The 21,774-nt window shown below is 64.2% G+C and carries 15 protein-coding genes and 1 tRNA gene; 3 read left to right on the top strand and 13 right to left on the bottom strand.

All coding sequences use genetic code 11. The features are described 5' to 3' along the window. Window positions 1-28 precede the first annotated feature (28 nt). From KA354_03685 to KA354_03650, 8 genes are all read right to left on the bottom strand, one after another. Window positions 29-3,016 (bottom strand): Cache 3/Cache 2 fusion domain-containing protein, encoded by a 2,988-nt coding sequence (locus KA354_03685; GenBank protein MBP7933729.1) that lies wholly within the window; start codon window positions 3,014-3,016, stop codon window positions 29-31. Between the two features lie 125 nt (window positions 3,017-3,141). Next, the gene (locus KA354_03680) at window positions 3,142-3,621 is read right to left on the bottom strand and encodes a chemotaxis protein CheW (GenBank protein MBP7933728.1); all 480 of its coding nucleotides are present in this window, start codon (window positions 3,619-3,621) and stop codon (window positions 3,142-3,144) included. Further along, complete coding sequence (locus tag KA354_03675; GenBank protein MBP7933727.1) at window positions 3,618-6,875, bottom strand: chemotaxis protein CheW; 3,258 nt, start codon at window positions 6,873-6,875, stop codon at window positions 3,618-3,620. Before KA354_03675 ends, KA354_03680 begins: the two co-directional genes overlap by 4 nt. A gap of 46 nt (window positions 6,876-6,921) precedes the next feature. Continuing rightward, complete coding sequence (locus tag KA354_03670; GenBank protein MBP7933726.1) at window positions 6,922-7,230, bottom strand: STAS domain-containing protein; 309 nt, start codon at window positions 7,228-7,230, stop codon at window positions 6,922-6,924. Then, complete coding sequence (locus KA354_03665; GenBank protein ID MBP7933725.1) at window positions 7,227-7,679, bottom strand: ATP-binding protein; 453 nt, start codon at window positions 7,677-7,679, stop codon at window positions 7,227-7,229. Before KA354_03665 ends, KA354_03670 begins: the two co-directional genes overlap by 4 nt. 38 nt (window positions 7,680-7,717) lie before the next feature. Continuing rightward, complete coding sequence (locus tag KA354_03660; protein MBP7933724.1) at window positions 7,718-8,989, bottom strand: fused response regulator/phosphatase; 1,272 nt, start codon at window positions 8,987-8,989, stop codon at window positions 7,718-7,720. A gap of 495 nt (window positions 8,990-9,484) precedes the next feature. Next, window positions 9,485-9,568 (bottom strand) — tRNA-Leu (locus KA354_03655). Between the two features lie 312 nt (window positions 9,569-9,880). Continuing rightward, window positions 9,881-12,358, bottom strand: a complete 2,478-nt coding sequence (locus tag KA354_03650) for a glycoside hydrolase family 127 protein (GenBank protein ID MBP7933723.1) — start codon at window positions 12,356-12,358, stop codon at window positions 9,881-9,883. Window positions 12,359-12,520: 162 nt separating this feature from the next. On the opposite strand from KA354_03650, the gene KA354_03645 reads away from it, so the two are divergent. Then, window positions 12,521-13,219 (top strand): YkgJ family cysteine cluster protein, encoded by a 699-nt coding sequence (locus KA354_03645; protein ID MBP7933722.1) that lies wholly within the window; start codon window positions 12,521-12,523, stop codon window positions 13,217-13,219. A 76-nt stretch (window positions 13,220-13,295) separates the two neighbouring features. Here KA354_03645 and typA read toward each other — a convergent pair whose 3' ends face one another. Together typA and KA354_03635 are read right to left on the bottom strand one after the other, a co-directional pair. After that, window positions 13,296-15,110 carry a translational GTPase TypA gene (typA, locus tag KA354_03640; protein ID MBP7933721.1) on the bottom strand — a complete coding sequence of 605 codons (1,815 nt, stop codon included), beginning with the start codon at window positions 15,108-15,110 and terminating at the stop codon, window positions 13,296-13,298. 577 nt (window positions 15,111-15,687) lie between these two features. Then, complete coding sequence (locus KA354_03635; GenBank protein ID MBP7933720.1) at window positions 15,688-16,104, bottom strand: hypothetical protein; 417 nt, start codon at window positions 16,102-16,104, stop codon at window positions 15,688-15,690. Between the two features lie 647 nt (window positions 16,105-16,751). Here KA354_03635 and KA354_03630 point away from each other — a divergent pair. Further along, window positions 16,752-17,435, top strand: coding sequence for a hypothetical protein (locus KA354_03630; protein MBP7933719.1), 684 nt, complete (start codon window positions 16,752-16,754; stop codon window positions 17,433-17,435). Between the two features lie 84 nt (window positions 17,436-17,519). Beyond that, window positions 17,520-18,356, top strand: a complete 837-nt coding sequence (locus KA354_03625; GenBank protein ID MBP7933718.1) for an EF-hand domain-containing protein — start codon at window positions 17,520-17,522, stop codon at window positions 18,354-18,356. A 46-nt stretch (window positions 18,357-18,402) separates the two neighbouring features. Here KA354_03625 and KA354_03620 read toward each other — a convergent pair whose 3' ends face one another. From KA354_03620 to KA354_03610, 3 genes are all read right to left on the bottom strand, one after another. Next, the gene (locus KA354_03620) at window positions 18,403-19,767 is read right to left on the bottom strand and encodes a sigma-54-dependent Fis family transcriptional regulator (GenBank protein MBP7933717.1); all 1,365 of its coding nucleotides are present in this window, start codon (window positions 19,765-19,767) and stop codon (window positions 18,403-18,405) included. A gap of 114 nt (window positions 19,768-19,881) precedes the next feature. Then, window positions 19,882-21,102, bottom strand: a complete 1,221-nt coding sequence (locus tag KA354_03615; GenBank protein MBP7933716.1) for a hypothetical protein — start codon at window positions 21,100-21,102, stop codon at window positions 19,882-19,884. A gap of 62 nt (window positions 21,103-21,164) precedes the next feature. Further along, the gene (locus KA354_03610) at window positions 21,165-21,644 is read right to left on the bottom strand and encodes a hypothetical protein (protein ID MBP7933715.1); all 480 of its coding nucleotides are present in this window, start codon (window positions 21,642-21,644) and stop codon (window positions 21,165-21,167) included. Window positions 21,645-21,774: the final 130 nt, after the last annotated feature.

Genomic DNA, 21,774 nt, shown 5'->3' with positions numbered 1-21,774 from the left:
CGGGGAAACCGAGACGCGTGGCTCGCGCTTAGACCTTGAACTGCCCGACGAGGGACTGCAGCTCCTCGGCCAGCTTGGACAGTTCCTGACCGGCGGCCTGGGTCTGTGCCGCCCCCTGGGCAGTCTGCTTGGCGGCGGTATCGACTCCGACCATGTTCCGGGTGATTTCCTGGCTCGCCGTCGCCGACTGAGCTACGCCCTGCGAGACCGTACTCGAGGCTGCGGCCGTCTGGGCCACGTTCTGGGCGATTTCCTTGGTGGTGATGGACTGCTCCTCCACCGCCGAGGCAATCGTGCGCGAGACCTCGTTGACCTTGCCGATGACCTTGGTGATTTCGGCAATGGACGTCACCGCCTCCCCGGTCGAGCTCTGAATGGCCCCGATCCGCTTGCGGATGTCCTCGGTGGCCTCGGCGGTCTGCTTGGCCAGTTCCTTGACCTCGGTGGCAACTACGGCAAAACCCTTGCCCGCGTCCCCGGCCCGGGCCGCCTCGATAGTCGCGTTCAGGGCCAGGAGGTTGGTCTGTTCCGCAATGTCCTGAATGACCTCGATCACCTTCCCGATCGCATCCGCGGCCGATCCCAACTGGCCGATCTTCTGGTTGCTCGTGTTAGCCAGTTGGGTGGCGTTCTCGGCCACGCTGGCCGCCTGCTCGGCGTTGCGGGCCACCTCGCCGATGCTCGCGGTCATCTCCTCAATGGCCGCGGCCACGGTCTTGACGTTGGTCGACATCTCGTCCCCAGCCGCCGCGATCGTATTCATGTTCGCGGACATCTCCTCCGCCGCGGCCGCCACGGTGGCCGACTGAGCGGTTGTCTCCTCGGCCCCGCCGGCCAGCTGAGTTGCGGTGGACGACAGTTCGGTCGAGGCCCCGGCCAAGGTGTGCGCGTTCTCCGAGATCTTCTTGATGATGCCCTGGAGCTTGTCCAGGAAGACGTTGAACCAGTGGGCTACGTCGCCGATCTCGTCCTTGGTCTTGACTTCCAGACGCCTGGTCAGGTCGCCTTCCCCTTGGGCGATGTCCTGGAGAGCGAGGGCCAGTCGCCGCATCGGGTTGGCAATGCGGCGAGCGGTAGCCAGGCTGACGAAGACGCCTATCACGATCACGGCCAGCGCCGACAGCGAGATCTTCTTAATGGTCGCCGTGGCGTTCTTGTTGCCTTCGACGGCCAGGTTGTTGGCGATCGCCATGGCTTCCTCGATCGGCTCAGTGACGGCCACGGAGTAAGTGGATGCTCCGATCTTCAGCGGTTCGTAGGCGACGCATTTCTCAATGCCTTCAAACGTATACTGGCTGTACCCTTGCTCGCCTTTGCTCATGTGCGTCTTGACCAAATCGGCAAGCGGCCCGTACTTGGCGTCGCCGATGTTGACGTTGTCGATGAGCGAATACTTCGGATGGCTGACGAGGAGGCCCTTGTCGTTCATGACGTAGGCATATCCCGTCTTGCCATAGGTCGTCTGGGCGATGACGTCGTGGGTGATGCCCCAATCCATGCTGAGCACCGCCACGCCGAGCAGCTTGTCTCCCTGGTAGACAGGTGAGACCGCCCTGAGTTCCACCTCCTGGGTGTTGGCCGCAACCTCCACCGGCGCGAGGTAGACTTCCCCCGCCTTGAGCTTGGTGGCTTCCTGGAACCACGCGGCATCCGACTTGTTGCCCAGGTCCTTCTGTTCCTCGCCCTTCTGAATCCTGATGAGCTCGTCGCCCTTGGCGCTCATGCAGCAAATCTGGCTGTAGATCGGTTTCCGCTCGTTCTTGAAGGTGAGCTCAGAGAGGTGGCTCAATGTTTTGAGCTCTTGGGCGAGGAGTTTGCCGGCCGACTCCGCCGCGGCGGCGCTGAACTCGTCCCAATTGCCGCTGACGCAGACAATCCAGTCCCAGGGCTGATAATACTTGTAGAGCACGAACTTGTCACGGTTCTCGAAGGTGTAGGAGAGCCGCTGGGTCTTGTCCGCTGAACGTTTCTCAAGGATCTCTTTGAATGAGGCCAGGTTCAGGTCCTTGATTGTGTCCTTGCCGATCAGCTCGGTCTTGGGGTGGCTGATCAGAACGCCCTTGGAGTCCATCACGAACGGGTAACCGGTCTTGCCGACCTTGATCTTGGCAATGTCCTGGAGGGTGGTTGCGGTCTCCTGCTCCTTCACCCCCACATAGAGCACGCCTACCACTTGCTCTTTCTCGTTTTTCAGAGGCCTATAGACCGCTGAGTTCCAGGAGTCGACCACGAAGGCCCGGCCTGAATACTGCTTGCCGGCCAAGACCGACGCCAGGACCGGGTTGGGCGTTCCGTCCGGTTGGGTCACCGGAATGTACGTTCCGATCGCGCGCTGGCCCGAGGTATTGGTTACCGTCGTGGCCACGCGGAGCATGTCGCCGGTCTCGTTCATTCGCTGGAAGATCGTGCACGAACCGCTGACTTGAGCCACCACTTCGTCCACCACCGGGGAGGGCGTCTTCGGGTCGGAGTTGCTTTCAAGCGTTTTGTCACCGATGGTCAGACGCGGCAGCGAGACGGTTGTCTCCGTCTTGTTGAACTGATTGACCGCCTTCCATTCCGCTTTCTGTTCGGAGAACCCGATGCGCCCGTGACGCGCCAGCACGTGCTCGGCGACGACGATGTTGTGCTCCAGAATCTCCTGCAGGAACGCCCGCTGGACGGCACAGGTGTTCTCGATTCCCTCCAGGATCCGGCCGGCTTCCTTCATGCCGATTTCGTTCCAGAGCTCGTTCGTTCCCGCCCTGCAGGTGATGTAGCCGGCGAAGTTCGGCGAGTCGGCCAGCCGCCGAGCGTCGTTCTCGACACGCTTGACCAGGTTGTCGAGGTCTCTCACCTGGGCGCGCACCCCGATCGCCAGAACCTCGCTGGTTTGCGACTGGATCGCGGCCCTGGCTGTCGATACCGCCGTGCGGTTCGATTGAACAAATGCCCACAGCGCGATGGCCGCGACCACGGCCACCGACAGGAGCATCAGGCCCACACTTGTTCCGGTCAGTTTGTTCTGAAGTTTCATGTCTGTTCCTGCTTTCTCTGCGATTGTCCATGGCTGGCCCGTACCTGGTAACGTGACCCGCGGTTCCAGCATGTCTCCGGCACGGCGGGCTCACCCCGCCCCATCATGAGACCATTCCTCGATCGCTACGCCTGACGATCACTGGCCGGCGCAGACAAGGCGGTCTCCACATCCAGAACGATCAACAACTCCGTCTGCAGCTTGTAGACTCCTTTGAAGAAGCGCCCCTCCACACCACTCACGTTGGCCGGCGGGGGCTCCATCTCGCCTGCCGAGATGCGGACGACGTCCGCGATTCGATCGACCAGCAGGCCAATCTGCTCGCCTCTGTGACGCACGATCACGGTCCGGCTGGTTGCCGAGACCTCCGTGATGGGAAGTCCTAGAATGACTCGTGGGTCAACGACCGTGACCACCTCGCCGCGAAGATTCACCACGCCGCGCACAAACGGCGGCGCATGCGGCACCACGGTGACCTCGAGTTGACGATTGATCTCCTCCATCTGCCCGATGTCCACGCCCAGCAGGATCTCGCCCACATAGAACGTGGCGTACTCCATCTCCTGGGCCAAATTCCGAGGCGGTGTCAGTGTCGCGGTATTCATCGTGACCTCCTGGTCTGGGACGGGGTGGTCTCCTGGGACGGGCCCCGGGTCGGATTCGTTGCCTTCAACAGTCTGCGGACGGCCGCGATCAACTGGTCGCGGTCCAGCTTGACCTGGTATTCATCCACACCGACTTCCTTGCCCCGGCGCATGTCCTCCTGGCCGCCCAGTGAGGTGACCGCGATGACCGGCAGATGGCTGTAGAGCGGGCTCTGCTTGATGTGGTGGGTCAGGTTGTACCCGTCCATGTTGGGCATCTCGATGTCGGTGACGACCGCACTGAAAGGCTCGTCAGCCGACTGGAGCTTGTCCCAGGCCACCTGACCATCCTCGCAGGCGACGACCTCAAAGCCCTCGTCGGTCAGGAATCCATTGAGCTGGTTGCGGAAGAAGGCGGAGTCTTCGGCCAGCAGCAGCCGGGGCTTGATCTTCAAGCCCTGGTCAGATGCGGTCTGGCCCGTGAACCAGTCGGGATGCGCCGTGCGGGCCAGCTCGAACAGGTCCACCAGCCGTGTGGCCTTGCCGTCGATGACCATAGAGCCCATCACGCCCGGCTGGTGGAACGTGATCGTGTCCACCTCGGCGTCGACCTCGCGGATGTCGACCAGATTCGGCGCGATCAGGCCGATCTCCTGTTTCGCGGCCCGGAAAACCACCACGTAGACCGTGTCCTGCTGCGCTCGAGGCTTGGCCTTGATGTGTTGATCCAGGCTGAGCAGCGGCAGCGAGCTGCCGCGGTACTGCAGAATGTCCTGGCCGCCGACGCTGTCGATCTGCGATGTGCGAATGCGCTCGATCCGGGCGATGAGGCCCATCGGAACGCCGAACTGCTCGCTCGGCTCGTTGGTGAACAATAGCAGGGTATGCGTCTCGCCCGAGCCACTCGCCCCTTGTTCGGTCGCCTCGGCGTCATCCTCGGTTTCAGGTACGGCCAACTGACAGTGGGACGCGATGCCGGCGATGTCCAGAATCAGGGCTACCCGCCCATCGCCCAGGATCGTCGCTCCCGCCAGGCACGGGGTGCCCTTGAGGTGCGAGCCCAGCGGCTTCACCACGATCTCCTCCGAATCGTGCAGACCGTCCACGATCATGCCGTAACGCAGGTGCCCGGTCTCCACCACGATGATGTTCAGGGCGCCGGCCGCGGTATCCGTACGCCGGTCGGCACCGGATCGATGCTCCTCGATCTCCGGCGGCGCGGCCCGGCCGCTTCTGCGGTCCGCAAGGTTCTCGCGCAGGTTGTCCTCCAGCGTGGCCGGCAGCGGATCCAGTCGTTTCGACTGAATCTCCAGGGCTTTGCTGAGTCGGACGAGCGGCAACAGGTTGCCTCGAAGCCGCAGCACTTCCGCACCGCTGACACGTTCGATCTTCGAGGCCGCTTCCGTCGCCTTGATCCGCACCAGCTCGCTGATGTTGACCTGCGGGATGGCGTAGCGCTCCTCCCCGCAGCGCACGATCAACGATGGGATGATCGCCAGAGTGAGCGGCAATTTGATGCTGATCGTGGTGCCGGCCCCGACCTGGGTCTCGACGTCGACCGTTCCCCCGGCCTTCTGGATGTTGGTCTTGACGACGTCCATGCCCACCCCGCGCCCGCTGACGTCGGTGACCTTCTCGGCCATGGAGAAGCCAGGGTGGAAAATGAGCCGAATCGCATCCCGTTCGCTCATTTCCCGGGCGGCGCTGGTCGTGATCAGACCCTTCTCGATCGCCTTGGCCTTGAGTTTCTCGGCGTCAATCCCCGTTCCGTCGTCGGTGATGGTGATATTGACCTTCCCCGCCTGGTGAAAGGCCCGCAGCACCACCGTGCCCGAGGCCTTCTTGCCCTTGGCGGTGCGGGTTCCCGGCCGCTCGATCCCGTGATCCACCGAATTGCGGATCAGGTGGGTGAGTGGATCGCCAATGGCCTCGATGATCGACTTGTCGAGCTCCACATCCTTGCCTTCCACAACCAGCTCGCACTGCTTGCCAAGCTTGCTGCTCAGGTCTCGTACCACGCGCGGAAACTTGCTGAACACCGAGCCGATCGGCTGCATGCGGGTCTGCATGATCGCTTCCTGCAGCTCGCTGGTGACCTGATTGAGCCGGCCGCCCACCGATTCCAGGCCGCTCTGGTCCTTAGTGGCAATCATTTGCAGGAGCTGGTTGCGCCCCAGAACCAGTTCGCCGGCCAAGTTCATCAGATGGTCGAGCAGCCCGACGGATACGCGAATGCTGGTCTCAGTCCCGCCGGCACTGGTCGCCGCAGTGCCCGGCCCTGTGGTCGAACCACTCATGCTGGCCGTGGGAGCCGCAGCCGCCGGCTCCTGGTGCACCGGTGACGGGACCTCCTCGTGAATGGGCGGGGCCGCTGCGGCGTCGGCCGGCTCGACGGGGGCGGACGCCGGGGACACTGGAGTCGCGGCGGTGTCGGCCGCGGCGGTACGCGTCGCGTCCGGACCGACGGTGGCGGGGGGATGGGGGGCGGTCGCCGGGGCCGGCGCAGCCTGGTCGATATGGGCCGGTTGGACCTGCGTCACGGGCACCTTGCAGGCCGTGGCCACGATTTCCGGGTCTTCCAGGACCGTTCCGATCAGGGCCACGAACCGCATGGCTCCGGGCAGTTCTGAGTCGAGCCCACCGCCGTCGACCAGGTCCAGGCGCGAGTCGAGCAGCTCGGCGAAACTGAGTAGTCCTTTGACCCAGGCCAGAGGGGTCATGCCCTTGGCCTCCACCTCCGAGATCAGGTCGATGCTGACCAGGTACAGCCGGTGGCCGATGGTCCGCTGGGTTGCCAGGACGTGTTCGGTCACCCGCAGAACGATGCCGCCGGGTCCCGGAATCTCCGTGGTCTGTTTCATGCTCGTCTGGACCGCGGGGGTTGTTCCGCCTTCGATGATCCGCTTGAGGGCCGTCACGTGCGCGGAGACGTCAGTGCCGTTCGACTGTTCCGCCACGTTGATCATGCCGCGGAGCACGTCCGCCGCCTTCAGCAGCACGTCGATGGTCTCCGATGTCGGGACCAGCTCCTTGCCCCGCATCAGGTTCAGCACGTTCTCCATGCTGTGTGACAGCTCGCCGATGGCGGTGAAGCCCAGGAAGCCCGAAGCCCCCTTGATGGAGTGGATCGAGCGGAACACCGTGTTGACGAGTTCGAGGTCGATGGCCGCGCCGCCGGCTTCAATCGCCAGAAGCTGGTTCTCGATGTCTGCAAGGTGCTCCTGCGATTCGACGATGAACTCCGCGACGACTTCGTTGTTGCTCATTGACATCATGACGCTCCTGACGTTTGACCGTCCGATCGGTTGGTGAAGGCGCTGGTTAGAGGTTGTCGGTCACGGTGAACATCTCATCCATACGCATGACCTTGAAGAGGTAACGCAGATCCTGATCGCTGGTGAGTACGGTCAGCTTCCCACCCTTGGCGGAAAGGCTCTTGTAGCAGAGCATGAAAATGGCCAGTCCCTTGGAGTCAATCATGCTCACCCCGTCCAGATCGATCACCAGGTTCAGATGGCCCTGGTCGATGAGACTGAGCAATTCCCTTCGGAACGTCTCCACGTAGGAAATGACGATGTCGCGCCCGGGTTTGACCACGAACGCTTCCGCTGTCGCGCCTGTCTGTGTCATTGGCATTCTCCATGAGTCGCGCCCTGGCACACCTCCGCCTCGCGGTACTTGCGCCAGAACGACACTTTGTTCCCGGAGTCATTGAAGGCCATCCGCGATGCGTACATCTGCATCAGCGGAATACCCCGCCCCCCGTCTCCCATCAGGTCAAAACTCGCAGATCGGTTCTGCCAGATGAAGCCCGGCCCGGTGTCCTCGATCGTCAGTCCGACGCCCTCGGCGTCCAGCTCGACGTCCATCGTCACCGGCAGATCCGGATCCTGCCCGCTGCCGTGAACCACGGCGTTGAGCATCCCCTCCCTCAACAGGATCCGCACCGCGAACAGGTCCACCGGGGCATCGCGGCTCTTCAGAAACTCGACTAAGGCCTCGTCCGCCCGGTCGATGTTCTCCAACGTGGCGGACATCCGCAGGTGGAACTTGCCTTCGTTTTGCGTCGTCTCAAACATGTTGCGCCCTCGTCAGGGCCGAGCGGCCATGCTCGTTCTCAAAACTCTACCCCTAGGACCAGGATGTCGTCCTCGACCATGCCTCCAGTCTCATTCAGGAGTTCATCCACAATCGCATCGACGGTCTCGGTGATGTTCTTGGACCGAAGACTCTCGACACAACGCTGCATCTGCTTCATGCCCCACGTCGGACGCCCGCGCCGACCGAGCGCATCGCGGTACCCCTCGATCAAGCCATCGCTGTAGAGGAAGAGCCGGTCCCCCGGCTGAACCTGGAGCGTTCGCGTCTCGAACCGGACGCACTCGAGCAAGCCCAGGGCGTCTCCGGAGAGATTCACGAACTCACACTTCCGCTCCGTGCTCTGGAACAGAGCTGGTGGATGCCCGGCGTTGATAAGTTCCACCTCCCTGCGCTCCCGCGAGTACTTCGCATAGCATCCGGTGACGTACCGCTCCTCGGTCAGAAAGGCACAAAGGCTGGCATTGAGCATCGTCATCGTGTCAGTCGGACTAAGACCGTCCTTCAGAAAGGTGACCGACAAGGCCTTCAACGCGCCGGTGATGAAGGGCACGCTCAAGTCGTGTCCGGCCACGTCGGTGACCAGGAATCCAAACTCCCCGTCCTCAAAACGGGTGATCTCATAGAAGTCACCGCCCGCCTCGTGGGCCGGTGTGAACCGCACCGCCGCTTTCAGTTCCGGGAACGCCCACGGCGAAGTGAGCAGCGATTCCTGGCCAGTGCGAATCTCGTCCAGCCGAGCCATCTGCTCCTGGGTGAGGGCTTCGTAAATCGATACCTTCTTCTTGAGCGTCTGACGGTTGCGGGCCAGCTCCAGCTGGTTGCGAATCCGGGCGAGAAGCTCCAGCTCCTCGATCGGCTTGGTCACGTAGTCCGCGCCGCCGGCCTCAAATCCGCGAACCTTGTCCCGGGGGTCCGAGAACATCGACAGGAAGATCACCGGCACATCCGCCCAGTAGGGGTCCTGCTTGAGGCGGGCACACACCTCCGCCCCGTCCATCCGCGGCATCTGGCAGTCCAACAACAGTAACTCAGGCCGGCACGACTCCAGCAGACCGAACACTTCGTCGCCGTCGGAGGCCAGCGTGACCCGGTACCCGGCGCGCTGCAGCAGGAGCTGGATCAGGGCTTGGTTATCGGGGTCGTCCTCGGCCACAAGGATCGAACTGGCGGGAGCTCGGGGATTGGGCCGGGCGGCGGTCACCACCGCTTCGGGCTGCCCGATGCCGCAGAAATGGGCCGTCTCCCGCTCTGTCGGCAGCGTCACTGGTACCTGCGATGCTCCACCCATTCGTGCCCATCTCCATGAGCGGGGCGACGGTGATCAGCCCGATTCAGATCCGACTCCCACCACTGTCCGCATCTGCTCACGCCGTGCACTCTGTGCCTGCTTGCCGTTCGTGCCCAAAACGGAGCCGAGGTGCTACCTGCACCCGAGGGCGACGCCGTGGGCCGCAATGCCCCATGCCAGATCGCTCTCCAATCGAACCGGTTGCCGTCCCCGGCAACTCAACCAGCCCGTCTTTACATCGTCTCGGTGGGTGGGGCGTTTTAGCTGCTTCGGTAAAACGTGATAGGGACCCTCCGGCTTTGTGGCAAAGCACAACGCGACGCCGCAGATTCCTCGTCCCATAACCGGCTTCATCTCCCCGTGGCTCAACGGATCGCTTCGCAACGGCCCAAAGACGAAAGCCAACGAAGCCATGCTCACCAATCCAGCGGCTGTCCCTCAAACGCTCAATGTCATCCTGGGTAGGTGGAATTCGGCGGATAGGTTAGGAAAGACTGCCGAAGGAGGGAATCGAACCCTCACCCTGTTGCCAGGACGGGATTTTGAATCCCGCGCGTCTGCCAATTCCGCCACTTCGGCGCTTTGTCTGCCAAGGACTTACGACCACATCCACCCGATCGAGTCGCACCCTTGCGCTATTCCGTGACCTTCGCGGCACAGATGCGGATCGCATGCCTCGCGACTGCAAGATAACACCGGGGCGGGCAAATGCAAGGGCCCAAGGACTGGGTTTTGGGGCTGGCGACAGGTGCCGCCGACTCCCATCTCGCTCCGCGGGCACCCGCAGTGGTGGTTCCTCCACAACGCCCTCAAGCCGCGGCTTCCTCGCCCTGCTCGTCCACGTGGGGGCGGCCGGACCCCGCGGCCGCGGCGGTTGCGACGAGGCCAGACTCACCGCAGGCCATCGATCCGGAGATGCTGCTCAATCTGCTCGCTCGACAGCGGGCGGGCGTAGAACGCAAAGCCGTCCAGCCGTCCACTGAAGTACTCGTCCCCGGCGAACAGCGGATTGGCTCCCAGTGCAACGCACCGCGAACGAGAGGTCACCTTGGCGGGGACTTCCGCGGAGGCCTTCTTCTCGCCATTGACGTACAGATCCAGCTTGCCTCCCGATTTCGACACCGCCAGGTGGATCCACTGCCGCTTTGCGATCGGAACCGCCGCGGTTGAGTAGGTCCGCTGTGCTTCGATCCGTGCGCACACCGCTTCGCCCATCACCGAGAGTCGCAGAGGATCATCTCCTCCGCCCGTCCAGGCGCTGAAGACCTGTTGGTATGCCTTGGCCGAGTACTCGTTCAGGTAGACCCAGACACAGATCGTGTAACCCTCCTCGGGAAAGCAGGGGAGCTCGTATCGCAACCGGCTCGAGCGTCCATCCAACTCGACCGCCCCCGAAGCCCGGTCGACACGGTCGGACGCCGGTTGGATGCCGGTCGCGTCCAGGAGACACCCGCGTCTCGGTTCGCCGCTGCCGTCCAGAGCGGCGTCGATGATGATACGCTCCTCACCCTCGGCCAAAACGAGGCAGTCCTGCTTGAGGAAGGGCTCCGTCGGCCGGGCGTTTGTGGCCGGAAGCCACGAGCGGTAATGGGTGCCGTGGGCACCGGCGGTGGCGTAGTCGCACAAACGGATCAGGGTGCCGTCGGCGGCTGGCTGGTCGAACAGCACGATCGGAGGAAACCGGTCGGTGACGGCGACCGGTCTCAGGCTCAGTTTCTCCAGATCGACGACCGGTGCCGCATCGGGGTCGAAGCTGTTGAAGTGCTGATCGCACGCCAGCAGAAGGGGGCCCCGAAAGATCGATGCCATGCCCGCTTTCTCCGCTTCGCCGCGCCAGTATCGCGGGCTCATGTCCAGTGCGAGATCGATCGTGTCACCCGCCTTCCATTCCCGTGTGACTGCCGCGTAGCTGCCCGCGCGAACGCCCTCAATCTCCCTGCCGTTGACGCTGAGCAACGTGCGTTTCGACCATCCGGGAATGCGCAACCGGAGGGCAAAGGTGGCTGGCCGGGCGGGATCGACCGCGATTCTGACCTGTGCCTCGGCCGGATACCGCGTCTCCTCGGTCAACGTCAGCGACGTCTCCGCCACGTCCCGCAGGGTGACCCTGCACGGCCCATAGTAATTGAGGACCGGTCCCTGCTTGTCAAGCATCACCGCCCACTCCGAGGTCATCCCCAGGCTCCGCGGTCCGTTCACCGAGCAGCAGTTCAACTCCGGTGTTCCTGCCCGGGCCTGGAACACGATCGCATGGGCTGAAGCGGATCGAAACCCGTCCATGGGAGTGTCGTAGGTCCACCATCGGCCGGTGGGATGCTGGGCGCCGAGCATGGCGTTGAACAGCGACCATTCAAGCTCGTCAGCCACCGCCGGATCCCCCGTCAGGGCAAGAGCGTCAAGCGTGATGGCCATCCACGCCACCGTGCAACAGGTCTCGATGGCCCCCGCTCGATACGGGTTGCCGACCGCGCCTTCTCCGGTGCTGAACGCGCCATTGTTGTGGCGGTCGTAGCGGGCAATGCTCCGCCAGTGGTGCAGAAAAGCTTGGCGGTATTCCGGTTGCCCGGTGATCAGGTGGAGTTCCACCAATCCCTGAAGATCGTGCAGCGACTCCCATCGCGGCCGCGGGGTGAGATAGAACTTGGCCCCCGCAAGGCCGGTTCGCAGGTAATCGCCCGCTCTCTGCCAGTCCTCCTCGATGTGCCGCATCATTCGCAGATACGGCTCACGCCCCGTGGCCCGGTACAGCTGGCCGAGGCTGTGGATCACCGCCATGTTCATTTCGTGCGAACCGGCGTCGAAGATGCGCCGGCCGGTGTCGAGGTACGTGCTGCAGACCAGGTCGGCCGCCTTGCAGGCCGCATCCATGGCCGGCGGGTAACCGCTGTCCTGGTGGTACATCAGCAGGGCCAGCATGAGGTGATAGTGGCCCCACAGGTCCCACTGGCCCAGCAGTCGCTCGCTTCTCCGAAACGGGCCCAGGTAGCCGTCGCTGTCCTGAGCGGCAATTAGCTCATCGACGATCCGCCGTACCAGGCGATCCAACTCCTGCGCCCGGGTCATCCGCCGGGCCTGGATCGCGGAAAGCAGGTACTTGCCCACGAACTCGCCCGCCCATGGCACGAGCTCCGGCACCGGCCGGCGGTCGCGCACCCGGAACATCTCCGTCATGCCCGGGTTGGCGTCCGGGGCGATCAGCAGCCACTGCCGCAGATTGGCCTCGATCCTGTCGCCCACCACGCCGCCGAACTCGAAGTGAGCTCCGCGCACCACTTCCATCATCGGCCCGGCCTTCTCCGCATGGGCTGGCATGCTGCCCGCCAGAAGCGACCCGAGCCAGACCAGAACGCCGCCGACGCTGCAAACCATGGTGACACCTCCCCTCAAACCTGCCGTTCTCTGCCCCGAGCGCGAGGCCAGCGTACCCGATGGGCCCGGGGCGTCAACGAGGTCACCCTTCGGGCAGGCGGCGGACCCGCCGCATTGTCTGTCTCGATGAACTCGCCCTCGTTCATGGTCGATATACGGGACATGTCCACAGAGCGAGACCTGGAGGCGGTGTATCGGCCGTTCGTCGAAGCCAAGGAGGCGGCCGACGTCGCCCTGTTCGATCGGAAGGGGATCAGTCTCCCCGTGGTTCAGGAGACGGTCCGGGAGGGTTTCCTGCGGGCCGAGACCTTGCTGCGCCTGTTTCAGGCCCAGGATCCTCCGGTCAAGTCCATCGTCTGCCGGGCTGGCTGTGCCCTCTGCTGTCATCGGTTTGCAGTCAGTGCCGCCCCGTCCGAGATCGTGCAGCTGCTGGTCGTGCTCAAGTCTCGTCCGGATATCGCGGAGCTCAAGGTTCGCATCCGCGAGACGTGGTCGCGCATCCGGACGATGAGCGACCCGGAGCGCACCGCTGCGGGCGTGGCCTGCCCGCTGCTCGTGCACGACAAGTGCACCGTCTACGATGACCGCCCTCAGAGCTGCCGGGCGTGCAACAGCATGGACTTTTCGTATTGCCAGCGTCCGGAGGGTTCGGTGCTTGCCTACCCGCATCAACTCATGATTCACCGGGCCATCCACGCCGGCCTGATGGGTGCCGCGGCAAAGGTCGGTCTCGAGAGCACGCCAGTCGAACTCGTTCATGCCCTCCACATCGGCCTGAACACGCCGGGCGTGGTCGTCGAGTTCCTGCGCCGTGGCTCGCCGCTGGCCGAAGCTTACGCCTTTGAGGCCTTCGCCGTCTGAACCTGCCCGCCACCCGGCTTCGAATCCCGGGTCCGTCAGCCTCCCGGGACTGTAGCTCGCCCGCAGGCCCGGAACGTCACACCCCCGCCCGGCTGGCCCGCTTGCGGTCCGTCTCATCGAGAATGCGCTTGTGCAGCCTGATCGCGTCCGGAGTCGCCTCGACCAGCTCGTCGTCCTCGATGAACTCCAGAGCCATCTCCAGCGTCAGGTCGCGAGGAGCCTTGAGCACCACCGTCTTGTCCGCCGAGGCCGCCCGGATGTTGGTCATCTTCTTCGCCCGGCAAACGTTGACCACGATGTCGTTGTCCTTGCAGTGCTCTCCGACAATCTGTCCCTCGTAGACCGGCTCGGTCGGGCGGACGAACATGACGCCGCGGTCGCCCAGTCCCTCGAGGGCGTACGCCGTCACCTGCCCGGCTTCACTGGCGATGAGTACGCCGTTGGCCCGGCCGGGAATGCTGCCTCGCAGGTACTCGTACTCGTAGAAGTTGTGGTACATGATGGCCGTGCCGTTGGTCGCGTTCAGCAGTCGGTTTCGCACCCCGATCAGCCCGCGGGCCGGCACGGTGAACTCCATGTGCGTGTACTCGCCACGCGTGTCCATCTTGGTGCAGATGCCCCGCCGGCCACCGAGCAGCTCCATCACCGACCCGACATGCTGGGCCGGAACGTCGATGGTACAGAGCTCGATCGGCTCGGTCTTCTTGCCGTTCCACTCCCGGTAAATGACCTTGGGCTTGCCCACCGCCACCTCGTACCCCTCGCGGCGCATGTTCTCGATCAGCACCGACAGGTGGAGCATGCCACGCCCGCTGACGTGGAACTCCTCCGGCGTCAGGCCCGGCTCCACCCGCAGGGCCACGTTGTGTTCCAGCTCCTTCTCCAACCGGTCGCGGAGGTGCCGGCTGGTCAGGAACTTGCCCGACCGGCCCGAAAACGGCGAGTCATTCACCCGGAAGGTCATGTGCAGCGTGGGCTCATCGATGCGGATGATCGCAAGCGGAATCGGGTCCTCCGGGTCGGCCAGCGTAGTGCCGATGTCCACCGACTGGATTCCCACCACCGCGCAGATGTCACCCGCCGCCACCTCGTCCACTTTCCTTCGTCCCAGTCCGTCGAAGAGGTACAGCTCGGCAACCTGCTCGTTCGCGATCGTGCCGTCGCGGTGGATCAGGGCGATCTGCTGCCCGGACTCGAGCGTGCCGCTGTACACTCGCCCGATGCCGATCCGCCCTACATAATCGTTGTAGTCCAGAGTGGTGACCAGCATCTGCACCGGGGCGGCCGGATCCACCTCGGGTACCGGCACGTGCTGCAGAATCGCCTCGAACAGGGGGAAGATGTCCTTGGAGTGCTTCTTGGCGTCCAGCGAGGCCCACCCCATCGTCGCCGACGCGTAGATCACCGGAAAATCGATGGCCCGGTCATCATTGGTCAGTTCGATAAACAGATCCAGAACCTCGTCCAGCACTTCGGCCGGGCGGGCGTCCTTGCGGTCCATCTTGTTGATCACCACCATCGGCCGGAGCCCGTACTCGAACGCCTTGCGGAGCACGAACCGGGTCTGCGGCATGGGCCCTTCGAACGCATCGACAAGCAGCAGGGCCCCGTCAGCCATCTTGAGCACCCGCTCGACCTCGCCACCGAAGTCCGCATGGCCCGGCGTGTCGATGAGGTTGATCTTCGTGCCCTTGTACTGGATGGCAATGTTCTTGGCCAGAATGGTGATGCCCCGTTCCCGCTCCAGATCGTTGGAGTCCAGAATCCGCTCGCCCTTGAGCTGGGCCTCGCGAAACTGCCCGCACTGGCGGAGCATTTGGTCCACCAGCGTGGTCTTGCCATGGTCCACGTGGGCAATGATCGCAATGTTCCGAATCTCGGTCCGCTTCACTGTTCGTCTGTCCTCTCCCTGTTCGGCCCTTCTGTGGGTGACCTCGGCCGGCCCGCAGCGGCACTCCGCGCGATACCGGACGTTCGCCGGCCTAACCACGGCTATGCCACGCGGGAGTCACCGGAGTGCTCTTGCCCGGGGGGACAAATAACATACGGCAAGGCCGCTCTCCTGTCCAGGTCCCTGGCCGGGTCAGAAATGGTGGTCCCGAAACCTCTCCCGCCTCGGCGAGCACACATCGGCGCCGGGTCGCCCAGGTCGTGAATCATGAGCGGCCGCGGCCGTTCGCGGCAAGTCTTCCCGAGCGGCCCGCTCGTCGGGGCCGCGGCTCCCGGCTCGGTCGAACCGCGGAGCCCGCGGGGCGCGGTGCTTGCTCGGCACAATGCGGATCACCGGGTATTCCCTCCCCGGTCATGCACCGGCGAAAGATGAACAGGTCACTGATGTCAACGTCGCCGTCGTCATCCAAGTGGGCAGTGACGCACTCGGGACGGGTTACCACCGCGCCCTTGGAGCCGTTCCGCGTGAAGGCGCATTCCGCCATCACCGCATGGCACCCGTACAGGCTGACCGTGTATTACCCCGAACCGGAGTTGTCCTCGAACCGGCACCGGGTCATGGTCAGGCTTCCGGCATCCTGACTCACGACGCCGTTGGGATGCTGCGCGAACCGACAGTCACTGAGCAGCGTGGTGGTGGAAGACCCACTGGAGACGGCGGCACCCAGATCGGGGCGGTAGGTGCCCGCCGCAACCCAGATCTCGCGGACCGAGCCCGCCGAGACGCGGGCTGCCGCCAACGCGTCCTGCAGATCCCTGTACGCCGTCACCCAAGCCTTGCCATCGCCACCCAGAGATGCGTCGTCATCCACGTAACAAACAACCTGGACGCTGCCGGCAGCCGGCCATGTCCCCACCATGAGGGCGACGACGAGTATCGGGAAGACCTCAGACTCCAGGCTCGTGGCCTCATGCTCGGACCACCTCCTGGCCAAGAACCAACCCGTTCGCAGAATCCCCAGGAAGAACGTATCTATCTGTGAAGAAAAAAGTTAGACCTGACGGTCCAGCTTGAGACAACATCAGGTTTCGGCGAGTCGCTACCACATTCCCCATCCGCAGCTTTAGCCTGATTCTCAGAAGCAAGCCGATTATCACCTACCAGAAGCCCCTCGTCAAGGCAAACACAAAAGGTGTCAGGATGATTCTTGCGCCTCCGCTCCCTTGGGCTCAGCGTCCGGGCCGGTCGGCCGGCTTCCTCTCGGCTCCACCCGACCGACCGCCGAGCGCTGATCACCAGCTCTCCCAACCAAGGGTGGGCGGCTCCAGCGTACGCGCCGGCTTTGCCTTCAGAGAAGTGGGCCCGAGGCCGGGCGTGACCCCGCCGCCCCGACTCTCTTCCTGTCCTCGCCCACCCCTGCTTTCTCGGACCCTGGCCTTCTGCGCGAAGGACGCACGTGGTAGAATGGCGCCCCGGCAGTGGAGGGCGGTATCGCTCAAGGAGCATGTTCTCACGATTGCCATCAGGTTCCCGCCTCACCCACCGGATCGCTGCCCAGCGCGACTGAACCGGGGTCAGATGCGTTTCTCACCGGAGTGAGACTCGCCGACCTCAGTGCATGTTGAAGGAAAGGAGCGAATCATGTTCAGCAGGATCACGGTTGGCATCTCGCTTGCAGCCATGTTTGCCCTGCTCTCGCCCGTCGGATCGGCCGTGGCGGCGAACCTGCTGGCCAACCCCGGCTTTGAGGCTCCGGATGCGGCGGCCGGAGACCAGACGGGTGTCACCGGCTGGAACGAGTTCGGCGAGCCGTGGACCCGCTGGGTGACACGAGGTGTGCCCGCCAACTCCGGCCTGCAGTCCCTCAAGATGTTCGGCCCTTGGAGCCAGTGGGCCGGCACCGGGATGACCCAGGCCTTCCCCGCTGCCGAAGGCCAGCTCTGGGAGGCCGGAGTCTACTCGCGCAACGACAGCATTGACGCCATGCAGGGCGCCAACTTCTGCGTGATGAAGGTCGAGTTCTACGACGCGAGCGGCGCGCCGGCCGGCGGCGGGTGGGCGACGGGCGTCAATCTGTTCGAGGTCCGCGTGGCGGACGCCTTGTCACCCCTCAACACCTGGCAGTACTTCACCACCGGCCCGATCACCGCTCCCGCCGGGACGGCCGTCGCTCAGTATGTCCTCGTCGAGGTCCAGGGCAACGATCCGGTCACCGGCGGCTCGGTTTTCCTTGACGACGCTTCCTTCGGCATCGTTCCTGAGCCGGCATCGTTCTCGCTGCTGGCTCTCGCCAGCCTTGCCTTCCTGCGTCGGCCCCGCGGGTGAGGCGTGTCCGCCGTGGCAGGTGTGTGCCGGGTCTTCACCGCGGAGGGCTTCCATGGCAACCTCCGCCCAGAAGGAGAGCCTTCCATGTTCCAGAGACTCTGTGCCGGTGTGGGCGTGTTTCTCGTCGGCCTGATGGGCCCGAGCAACGCCTGGGCAGGCAATCTGCTCGCCAACCCCAGCTTCGAGACGCCCATCGGCCTCGATGCCCAGCCCGTTGCCCAGTGGACCGAGTTCGGCGATCCGAGTACCCGGTGGGTGACCCAGCGTGTGACACCCTACTCGGGCGGCCAGGTCCTGAAGATGTTCGGCCCCTGGGATATCTGGGGCGGCACGGGTGTAACCCAGGTCTTTGCGGCGGCCGAGGGTCAGACCTGGGTCGCCCGCGTTTACGCGCGAAACGACAGCTCGGACCCCATGGGCGCCGGCAACTTCTGCGTCATGAAAATCGAGTTCCTCGATGCCGTCATGGGACCGGTCGGCGGAACCTGGCTGGCGGGTGTCAACGTCTACGAGGTCCGGGTGGCCGATGAGGCCACGCCCAGGGATGAATGGTTGGGCTTCGGGCTGGGCACGGCTCCCGCCCCGGCCGGCACCGCCTTCGCCCAGCTCGTTCTCGTCGAAGTGCAGGGACCGCCGGTCGACGGCGGCTCCGCCTTCCTGGATGACGCCTTCTTCAGCCAGCTCTGCGGCATGCACGACCCGGTCTTCGATGTCAACGACGACGGCTTCGTGGACGCCCAGGATCTCGACGCTTTCATCGCCTGTTACACCGGCCCCGCGATTCCCCTGGGCGACACCGTGGCCCCGGACTGCAAGTGCCTTGATCGCAACGGAGACAACGCCATCGATCAGCAGGACTTCGGCCTCCTCCAGCGATGCTACTCCGCCGTCGAGGCCGTCGATCCGGCGTGCGACGATTGACCCGGCCTTTCCCTATCGCTCGCCGAAGGGACGGGCATGTGCAGGCTCAAAGCAACCCGTGCTTCTCCAGCCGATACCGGAACGTGTCCCGGGAGAGGCCGAGCAGCTTGGCTGCCTGGCTCTGGTTGCCGCCGGCGCGAGCCAGAGCTTGGCCGACCAGCTTCTTCTCGAGTTCCTCGAAATTCAGGCCCGCAGGTGGGAGGTTGATCTCCGCCAGGCTGTCGACCTCCGCCCCCTGGCCGCCAGTACCCAGCACGATATCGCTCACGGTCAACGTGTCGCTCTTGGTCAGCAGCACCGCCCGCTCGATAACGTTGCGCAGCTCGCGGACATTGCCCGGCCAGTTGTGCCTCCGCAGCTTGTCCATGACCGCCTCCTCGATTCGCCTCACGGACTTCTTGAACTCGCGCGAGTATTGGTCGACCAGGCTCTGGGCCAGCAGGCGGACATCGTCCCCGCGGTCGCGAAGCGGCGGTAGAAAGACAGGTACCACATTGAGCCGGTACATGAGGTCCCGGCGAAAACGGCCTTCGGCAATGGCCTTCTCGAGGTTCTGGTGGGTGGCGGCAATGACCCGAACATCCACCGAGAGTTCCTGTGTTCCACCAACCCTCCGAAACCGGCGGACCTCTAGGAAATGCAGCAGTTTCGCCTGCAGCCGCGGCGGCATGTCCCCGACCTCGTCAAGAAACACCGTCCCTCCGTCGGCCAGTTCGAACAGCCCCTTCTTCTCGCTCCGGGCGTCGGTGAACGCTCCTTTCTCGTGCCCGAAGAGCTCGCTCTCCAGAAGCGTCTCGGATATGGCCGTGCAGGTGATGTTCATGAACGGACCAAGAGCCCGCTCCGAGTTGTAGTGGATCACCCCGGCCACCAGGTCCTTGCCCGTGCCCGTCTCGCCGCGGAGAAAGACCGTGGAACTCGGGCTGCGGGCCACGTCTCGGATGACCTCGAACAGCGCCAGCATGCTCGGATCCTGCCCAATGATCCGATCGAAGCCGTACTCGTGGTGGAGCCGCCCCCGCAGCCGCCGCACCTCGCGGCGCAGCTTGGTCGTCTCCAGGGCCGTCTCCACCGTGTGCAGCAACTCGTCCATGTTGAACGGCTTGGCCACGTAGTCGAAGGCCCCAAGCTTGATCGCCTCCACCGCGTCCTCGATCCTGCTGTACGCAGTGATCATGATGACCAGCAAATCCTGGTTCGTCTCCCGGATCCGGCGCAGAAGATCCAGCCCGGTAACGTCGGGAAGACGATGGTCCAGAAGAACCAGATCGTACGGACCTTCAGACAGTCGAACCGCGGCCTCCGCACCGTCCTCGGCCTCCGAAACCTGATAGCCTCGCTCCTCGAGCTTCTGCCGGAGCGACCACCGGATCAGACTCTCATCCTCGATGATCAGTAGCTTGACGAACATGCTCGCTCGCTGTCCCCCAGGAACTCCAGCCTTCACCCCGGGCCAACCGCCCGTCGCCTGCCCGCACCCCTTCTACGCCGCGGGTCACTCATCACCCGTGACCAACGCCTCTTCTCAAACCTCGTACCCCGCCGCCGCTCCGGTCGCGCGATCCGGCGGCGCCGCCGGAAACTCCACCGTGACCCGCGTCCCGACGTCTGGCGTGCTCTCCAGCGAGATCGTCCCTTGATGAACCTCCACGATCCGTTTACAGATCGCCAGGCCCAGACCCGTGCCCTTGGCCTTGGTCGTGTAGAACGGCTCGAAGGCCCGCTGTCGAACGCCCTCAGCCATGCCCTGACCATGGTCGACGATGGCCATGCCCACCCGGTCCCCCGCATGCGCAAAGACCACTTCAATCCGCCCGCCGCGCCGGGAAGCATGGGCGGCATTGAAAACCAGGTTCATCACCAGGTGCTCGATCTGCCCCGCGTCCGCGAGAATGACCGGCATCGGTTCGGAACAGACCATCACCACCTCCACATGCTGCGTGGCCGGCGCGCCCCGGATGACCTCCAGCATGTGCTCCACGGCGGTGGGCAGATCCAAAGGATGCAGCAAGGGGGCCGAGGGACGGGCATAGTCGAGCATGTCCTTCACCGCAGTGTCCAGTCGGGTGATCTGCCCGATGACCTCGCGGATGACGTGCCGCCTCGGATCATTCAGCGCCAGGCCGTCGCGGATGACCTCGATCGCGCTGCTGATGCCGGCCAGGGGATTGCGGATCTCGTGGGCCAGCGAAGCGGCCATCCGCCCCAGCTGGGCCAGGTGTTCGGAGCGGGTCAGCCGCTCCTCGGCCATGGTCCGCTCCTCCCAGCGAATGTGGTCGTCCGAGACACGCTTGTACGAGTCGAGCAGGGCCACGCATTCGATGGTCAGGAGCTTGGCGAACGAGTCCAGCTTTCGCCCCGCGGCGGCCAAACCGGAAGCCCGGACCGCGGCATCCACCTCCTGCCGGATGATCTCCAGACAGACCGGCATGTGTTGCTGGGCCAGACCCGCGTGAAGGTGGGGACGGTGAAGCTCCGCTCGTCGGATCCAGTAGTCCGGACCGTAGTCACCGCCTACCATGTCCCCAACCCAGGTCCGAAGCATCTCCCGGAAGCGGTCGAAATGGGCCGGGCCGCCCGTGAAAGCACTGCCAAACCGAGGGTCACGCAACAATCGGTCCAGGAGCCGATCCACAATCACGCCTAGCGCCGGTCCCACCGCCAAGGCCAGCGCGTGGACATGGTCTTCGTCCTCTTCGGTGAACTCGATCTGGCGGCGAATGAGATCCTCTGCGAACGCAGTCATCACCGCATTGTACCGGCGCCGCACTGGCCTCGCGACTTCGAGCCAATCCGGCCGACCAGTCCCTAGGCACCGGCCGGCAGGGACTCCGTCCGTACGCAATCGGTCCGTAGCTCCTCCTCCAGGTGGTCCAGGTGATAACGGATCGCCTCCGGAAAAGTGGCGCAAGCATGTACTTGGCAGCCGGTGACTTCCGCAAGGTCACACAGTGCTTTCGGGGAACAATCCGGCGAAACGGCCACCACGAGTTGATCGCCCCACAGTCGCAGCGGAACCACTCCGAGGCTCCTCGCCGTCGGAACCGTCACCCGCTCCACGGCCGCAGTGTCAATCCCAACTTCGTTCACTTTGACGAACTGGCGGCGGGAGGTCATCTGGCGCGCCCAGGCTTCCCAGACCTGCTGGGTATTGACCAGACCCCAGCGCACCGCAATCTGCCCGAACTTCTGCCGCGTCACCTGCTGGTGGGCGAGAATCTCCTCGACCTGAAGCCCAGTAAGCAGACCCATCTCCTGCAGGATTTCACCGATGAACGGAGTGTGCATCGTCTTTCCCCTCGGTCCTGTTCCCATAGCCGTCGCCCGTCCGGAACGGACGACGATCCCTCTCATGGAGAACTTACGATAGGTGGCAAGCGCGCGGCAAATCCTCTGGGCCTGCTTGAGCTGCGATGCG

This window comes from Phycisphaerae bacterium (assembly GCA_018003015.1).
Taxonomy (GTDB): Bacteria; Planctomycetota; Phycisphaerae; order UBA1845; family PWPN01; genus JAGNEZ01.
Note: the sequence above shows the minus strand (reverse complement) of the source record. Positions and strands in the feature narration are given on the sequence as shown.